The organism is Dysosmobacter sp. HCP28S3_G4, from assembly GCF_052065175.1.
Classification (GTDB): domain Bacteria; phylum Bacillota; class Clostridia; order Oscillospirales; family Oscillospiraceae; genus Oscillibacter.
The window spans coordinates 1-5,562 of the sequence record NZ_JBQHUP010000079.1 but is presented as its reverse complement, the minus strand read 5'-3'; the positions used below and the strand labels follow the sequence as shown (position 1 = coordinate 5,562).

The 5,562-nt window shown below is 57.2% G+C and carries 7 protein-coding genes; 1 reads left to right on the top strand and 6 read right to left on the bottom strand.

The genetic code is table 11. The annotated features are described in order from the left end of the window. Positions 1-118: 118 nt before the first annotated feature. The 6 genes from ACTNBU_RS12255 to ACTNBU_RS12230 form a co-directional block, all read right to left on the bottom strand. Positions 119-958, bottom strand: coding sequence for a transketolase (locus ACTNBU_RS12255; protein ID WP_441034346.1), 840 nt, complete (start codon positions 956-958; stop codon positions 119-121). A gap of 35 nt (positions 959-993) precedes the next feature. Further along, the gene (locus ACTNBU_RS12250; RefSeq protein ID WP_441034344.1) at positions 994-1,653 is read right to left on the bottom strand and encodes a FadR/GntR family transcriptional regulator; all 660 of its coding nucleotides are present in this window, start codon (positions 1,651-1,653) and stop codon (positions 994-996) included. Between the two features lie 39 nt (positions 1,654-1,692). Continuing rightward, positions 1,693-2,985 carry a TRAP transporter large permease gene (locus tag ACTNBU_RS12245; RefSeq protein WP_441034342.1) on the bottom strand — a complete coding sequence of 431 codons (1,293 nt, stop codon included), beginning with the start codon at positions 2,983-2,985 and terminating at the stop codon, positions 1,693-1,695. Then, a complete protein-coding gene (locus ACTNBU_RS12240; RefSeq protein WP_441034340.1) occupies positions 2,982-3,494 on the bottom strand; it encodes a TRAP transporter small permease in 513 nt (170 codons plus the stop codon). The genes ACTNBU_RS12245 and ACTNBU_RS12240 overlap by 4 nt, the downstream gene beginning before the upstream one ends. Before the next feature lie 103 nt (positions 3,495-3,597). Continuing rightward, positions 3,598-4,677, bottom strand: a complete 1,080-nt coding sequence (locus ACTNBU_RS12235) for a TRAP transporter substrate-binding protein (protein ID WP_441034338.1) — start codon at positions 4,675-4,677, stop codon at positions 3,598-3,600. A 351-nt stretch (positions 4,678-5,028) separates the two neighbouring features. Next, positions 5,029-5,307 (bottom strand): hypothetical protein, encoded by a 279-nt coding sequence (locus ACTNBU_RS12230; RefSeq protein WP_441034336.1) that lies wholly within the window; start codon positions 5,305-5,307, stop codon positions 5,029-5,031. Positions 5,308-5,330: 23 nt separating this feature from the next. Here ACTNBU_RS12230 and ACTNBU_RS12225 point away from each other — a divergent pair. Beyond that, a partial coding sequence (locus ACTNBU_RS12225) for a hypothetical protein (RefSeq protein ID WP_441034334.1) occupies positions 5,331-5,562 on the top strand: 232 nt, incomplete at its 3' end.

Genomic DNA, 5,562 nt, shown 5'->3' with positions numbered 1-5,562 from the left:
GCCGATATCGACGTCCACCACCAGAATGTTCTTATTCTCTTTGCCCAGCTCGACGATAGCCTCGCCAAAGCCGTCACGGGTCGCTTTTTTCATGACTTCACTCATTGCTGTATCCCCCTCACTTGACGTACTGAGCATCCAGCTCGTCCATAGCCTGCTTCCACTGTTCCTCGTTGGGAGCGACGCCGTGCCAGGAGCAGACGTTCTCCATATAGGAAACACCCTTGCCCTTGACCGTGTGGCCATAGATGCACTTGGGCTTGCCGTTCTTGACCGCACGCGCCAGATTCAGCGCCGCGACCATCTGCTCCATGTCGTTTCCGTCGATCTCATAGGTGTCGAAGCCGAACTCGCGGAACTTCGCGCCCAGGTCGCCGTTGGGCATGACCTCGTCGCAGGTGCCGTCGATCTGGAGGTTGTTGTAGTCCACAAAGACCACCAGGTTGTCCAGCTTGTACTTGTGGGCGGTGTTGGCAGCCTCCCAGATCTCGCCCTCCTGGGCCTCGCCGTCGCCTACGGCCACATAAACGCGGTAGTCCTTGCCGTCCATCTTCGCCGCCAGCGCCATACCGACGCCGCAGGCCAGGCCCTGACCCAGGGAGCCGGTGGAGATGTCAATGCCGGGGCACTTATTCATAGAGGGGTGGCCCTGCAGGGGGGAGCCCTCCTTGCGCAGGGTGTCCAGGGTCTCCATCGGGAAGAAGCCCTTCATCGCCAGCGCCGCATACTGTGCGGGGCAGACGTGGCCCTTGGACATCACGAAACGGTCGCGGTCGGCCCAGCGGGGATTCTGGGGATCGACGTCCATCTCATGCCAGTAGCAGGCGGTCACAAATTCCGCGACAGACAGAGAACCACCCGGATGACCGGACTGGGCCTTATAGATCATGTCGACCACATGCTTCTTGAGATCGATGCATTTGTTTTGCAGCTCTTTGACGGAGAGTTGCTCTCTCATACCAAACACTCCTTTTCAATTTGAGATTCATGCTTTTAGCCCCAATACCGCTCGTACAACTGCTCCATATGGTTTTTCATATAGGAATAGGCGTCGTCGGTGCGACCATCGAGGACAGCCTGAGCGATCTGGAGGTGTTCACGGTTGTTTTGTTCGCGGTACTTTGGCGTTGCCACCGTGCGATTGAGGATCAGTTCCCACATGCGCTGCTTCATGGCTTTGAAAACCAGCTCCATCATCATCGGATAGAGCGTATTGCCGCTGGTGCGGGCGAGGAAGAGGTGGAATTCCTTGTCGACGGTGGTCGTGTAGGCGTCTTCCTTTGCCTCCTCTTTAAACCGCTCGATGATGTCGCGCAGCTCGGTGCGCTGCTCCTCATTGATTTGCGACGCAGCCATCCGCGCGATGTCCGGCTCCAGGATCATGCGTGCGCGAATGATATCCTGCGGCTCCACCTCCTGCGTCAAAGTCCCGCTGGAGGGCGTCGTCCGCCGGACATAGACCCCCGCGCCCCGCATGCATTCCACGAGCCCGTTGAGCTCCAGCGCGGAAAGCGCCTCACGCACGGGAACGCGGCTGACATTGAACGCGGCGCACAGATCCTTCTCGCTGGGCAGCCGTTCACCGACCTGGTATTTTCCGGAGGTGATCGCGTCGTACAGCTGGTTGTAGATCTGAATATAGAGCTTATTCACGGATACAGGCGTGAAAGTCTCCATAGACGTCACCTTTTATCAGCCCATCAGGCTGGGCAGCCATGTAACAAGCTCAGGAACATACGTAATGAGGAACAGCACGAACAGCAGCGGGATCAGGAACGGAATGATCGACTCGTACATCTTTTCGATGGAAATATTGGCGCTCTTGGCGCAGATGAACAGGCTCGTGCCGACCGGCGGGGTGCAGAGGCCGATCATGAGGTTCAGCACCAGCACAACGCCGAGATGCAGCGGGTCGATGCCGTAGACGCTCATCAGGGGGATCAGGAACGGCAGCGTGATGGTCATGGCCGCCAGCGCTTCCATGAACATACCGATGAGCAGGAACGCGATGTTGATGATCAGAAGCATCACATACTTGTTGTCAGTCAGCGAAACGAGCGCCGTGCTCAGCGCCTGCGTCATGCCCAGCATGGTGACGAGCCAGGAGAACGCCGCAGCGCCGCAGATGATGCAAAGGATGCCCGCGCTGTCCCGCGCCGTGTCGATGAGTGCCTGCTTGACCTCTTTCCAGCCAATCTCGTGATAGACGATGACGGCGAGGATGAAGGCGTAGGTCGCTGCGACGCACGCCGCTTCCGTCGGGCTGAAAATACCGGTCCAGATGCCGCCGATGATGATGACCGGCGTCAGCAGAGAGAGAAATGCCTCCTTGGTGGAAGCGATGACTTCTTTCCAGCTGAACTTATGGACAGGATAGTTGCGCTTCTTTGCCATAAAGAACACAAGGATGCTGGTGGTGAGAGCCAGCAGCAGGCCCGGCGTAACGCCGCCGATGAACAGGCGGCCGACGTCCACCTCAGACATCATGCCGTAGACCACCATCGGAATGCTGGGCGGGATGATGGGACCGATCGTGGCGGAGGCGGCGGTGACGGCGGCGGAAAACTCGGGATCGAAGCCCTCATCGTTCATGGCGTCGATCTCGATCTGGCCGAGGCCGCCTGCGTCCGCGACGGCGGATCCGCTCATGCCGGAGAAGACGATGGACGCCACGACGTTCGCATGGGCGAGGCCGCCGGGGATCGCGCCGACCCACGCGGAGCAGGCGCGGAAGATCTTGCGTGTGACGCCGCCAGTGTTCATCAGCTTCGCGGCAAGGATAAAGAAAGCGATGGCAAGCAGCGTGTAAGAGCTGGCGTTGCCGATGAAGCGGTGGAAAATTGCGTAGGCGGGGAACTGGCCGGTCATGACGCAGGTGAACAGCGCCGCAATGGAAAGGGAGAAGGCGATGGGCACACCGAGCATCATCAGCAGCAGAAATCCGCCGACAAGCATCAAAACCAGAACAGGAAAGCTGAAACTCATGCCTGCACCTCCCCGTTTTTGTCCACAGTGGGCGCCGCGTCAGGCTTGCGGTTGAGCAGGATATCGATCAGATGGACGACCGATATCACGGCGCCGATGGGAAACGACAGATAGTAAATACCGCGGCGGATGGGAATCGTCTGATAATACTGGGGCCACGCGTTCTGCACGACCTGAACGCTGCAGATGATGCCGGCCACCAGGAACACGATCAGCAGGACATCAATGATATCCATGTAGATGCGCCAGTTCCTGGGCTTGAGCCTGTCGGTAACGAAGGTCAGGCGCATATGCTCCTGCATGTGGAAGGTCATCGGCATGCCGATGAAGGTCACCCAGCACAGTCCAACAAGCGTCAGCTCATACTGCCACGTGGGAGGGCTGCTGAAAAGTTTGCGCATGATGACTGAATAATCGATGATCAGGCATAGACTGACCAGCAGGAAGCCGGTCACCACCGCACAGATCTTATCCAGTATCAGGCTTATCTTGTGGATGGCAATTTTCATTCAGATACTCCTTTGCATATGGAATCCTGTAAAGCCTGTCCGATGGAAAGAGGCACGGCACGAAGCCGTGCCTCTCCGCAAGAAAAGCAGTTTCGGGAAACGCTTACTTGAGCTCGTTGATGCGCGCGACCAGATCCTCTGCCCAATCGTACTGAGCATAGAAGTCCTCATAGACGCTCTGAGCCTGGTCGATGAAGGGCTGGGTGTCGGGATAGCCGACCTGCATGCCGGCGGCCTCCAGCTCGGCGAGCTGGGCAGCCTCGTTGTCCTGGATCGCCTGACGGTGCTCGTTGCCGAACTCAACCGCGGCTTCCTTCAGGATGTCCTGAATATCGGCAGGCAGCTTGTTCCATGTAGTCAGAGAGAAGATCATGTCCTTGGGCTGATACTGGTAGTTCACCATGGTCAGATACTTCTGGACATTCTGGAAATTGTTGGCGTAGATGTTGGCGACGGGGTTCTCCTGTCCGTCAAAGGTGCCCTGCTGGAGCGCGAGGTACAGCTCAGAGAACGCAAACGGAGAGGCGGAAGCGCCGTAGGCGGCAAAGATCGCGACGGTCAGCGCGTCCTCGGGGGTACGGAACTTGAGGCCCTGCATATCGGCGGGGGTGTTGATCTCACGCTTGTTGTTGGTGAACTGGCGCAGGCCGTTCTCCCAGTAAGCAAGCTGGATCATGTTGTGGTCGCTCAGTCCCTCGAGCAGCTCCTCGCCGATCTCGCCGTCGAGCACCTTGTAAACATGCTCATAGTCGGCGAACAGGAAGGGCAGGCTCAGGGCCTTGAACTTGGGGCAGTAGTTGGCCTGCTGGCCGGAGGGGAGCATCATGGCGTCGAGGGAGCCCATCTCCACCATCTCCACCATCTCGGCGTTGGAGCCCAGCTGCTCAGAGGCGAAGATCTGGACCTCCACCTGGCCGTTGGTACGCTCCTTGACGGCCTCGGCGAAGTGCTCGAGGGAAATGTGGATGAGGTTCGCGGTGGTATCGCTGTGGCCGATGCGGATGGTGTACTTCTGTCCATCGTTGGTATTGGCGGGAGCGGTGCTGGTGTTGGCGGTGCTGGTGCTGCCGGTGCTTGCGCCGGTGTTGGCGGAGCTGCTGTTGTTGCCGCACGCCGCCATGCCGAGCACCATCAGCATAGCGAGACCCAATGCTGCGAGTCTCTTGGTGATCTTCGTTTTCATGTTTGTCCTCCTGTTTTTCCATTTTTCCATTATTGTTATCCGGCTTTCCGGATGGGGCACACAATCGGTAACTTGTTAACTTGTAATACAATAATATAAGCAGTTAAAATGCTTTGTCAATTATTGCTTACCTTTTAACAAAGTTTCAGTGTTTTTATGGATTATTTGTACATATTTTGTGTATTTTGTCTAAAACAGGAATTTGTGTTCACATGCGAGCGAAGGGGGTGGCATGGCCGGTCACACTGACAGCTTCGGTGGAATCGGCCGGCATCTCATAGTCCTTGCTGGGACGGTGGGCGGGCAAAGCGGTGGACGGGCTGCGTTTGCCGGAGACCGGCGTCCCGGACGTCACTCGAAGATGTTTTCCACCGGCGGGGCGCAGTCCCAGAGGATCACACGGAAGCCGAATTTTTCGTAGGCCGTCTCAGCATCATAGTAGCCATTTCCGATCTGATTGTCATTGTCCTGATACAAATAGAGCAGTCTGTCAAGGTTCGGTTCTTCTCTCTCCCAGGTATCCCTCTCACTCATGTAGTACGCGGCATTTCCATAATAAAACGCAAACGCAAGAATCGGCCGGCCATCCGCATCTGTTTCCTCTTTGCCGCGCATATCCACCAATGTCAACTCTTCATTGCCGCTTTTCAGGTATGTTTTCCATTTTCAATGTCTGCCAGATCCCCGCACCTCAGCGCCGTCATACTCGCATCCCCGCCGCCCCGCAATCGTCCCGAAACGGCAAAAAGCGCACCGTGATCTCTCACGGTGCGCTTCAGCTTGTCGAAAAACCCTGCCTGAAGGAAAAGAGTCCTTTTTTGCAGGGGGAGTACGAGGGGGCGGGAGCCCCCTCGTATTGGATCGAATGCCTGCAAAAAGCCTGTG

Bases quoted from the DNA above. Each gene is read 5' to 3' on its own strand.
- ACTNBU_RS12255 (WP_441034346.1), bottom strand. From the start codon at position 958: ATGAGAGAGCAACTCTCCGTCAAAGAGCTGCAAAACAAATGCATCGAT.
- ACTNBU_RS12245 (WP_441034342.1), bottom strand. From the start codon at position 2,985: ATGAGTTTCAGCTTTCCTGTTCTGGTTTTGATGCTTGTCGGCGGATTT.
- ACTNBU_RS12240 (WP_441034340.1), bottom strand. From the start codon at position 3,494: ATGAAAATTGCCATCCACAAGATAAGCCTGATACTGGATAAGATCTGT.
- ACTNBU_RS12235 (WP_441034338.1), bottom strand. From the start codon at position 4,677: ATGAAAACGAAGATCACCAAGAGACTCGCAGCATTGGGTCTCGCTATG.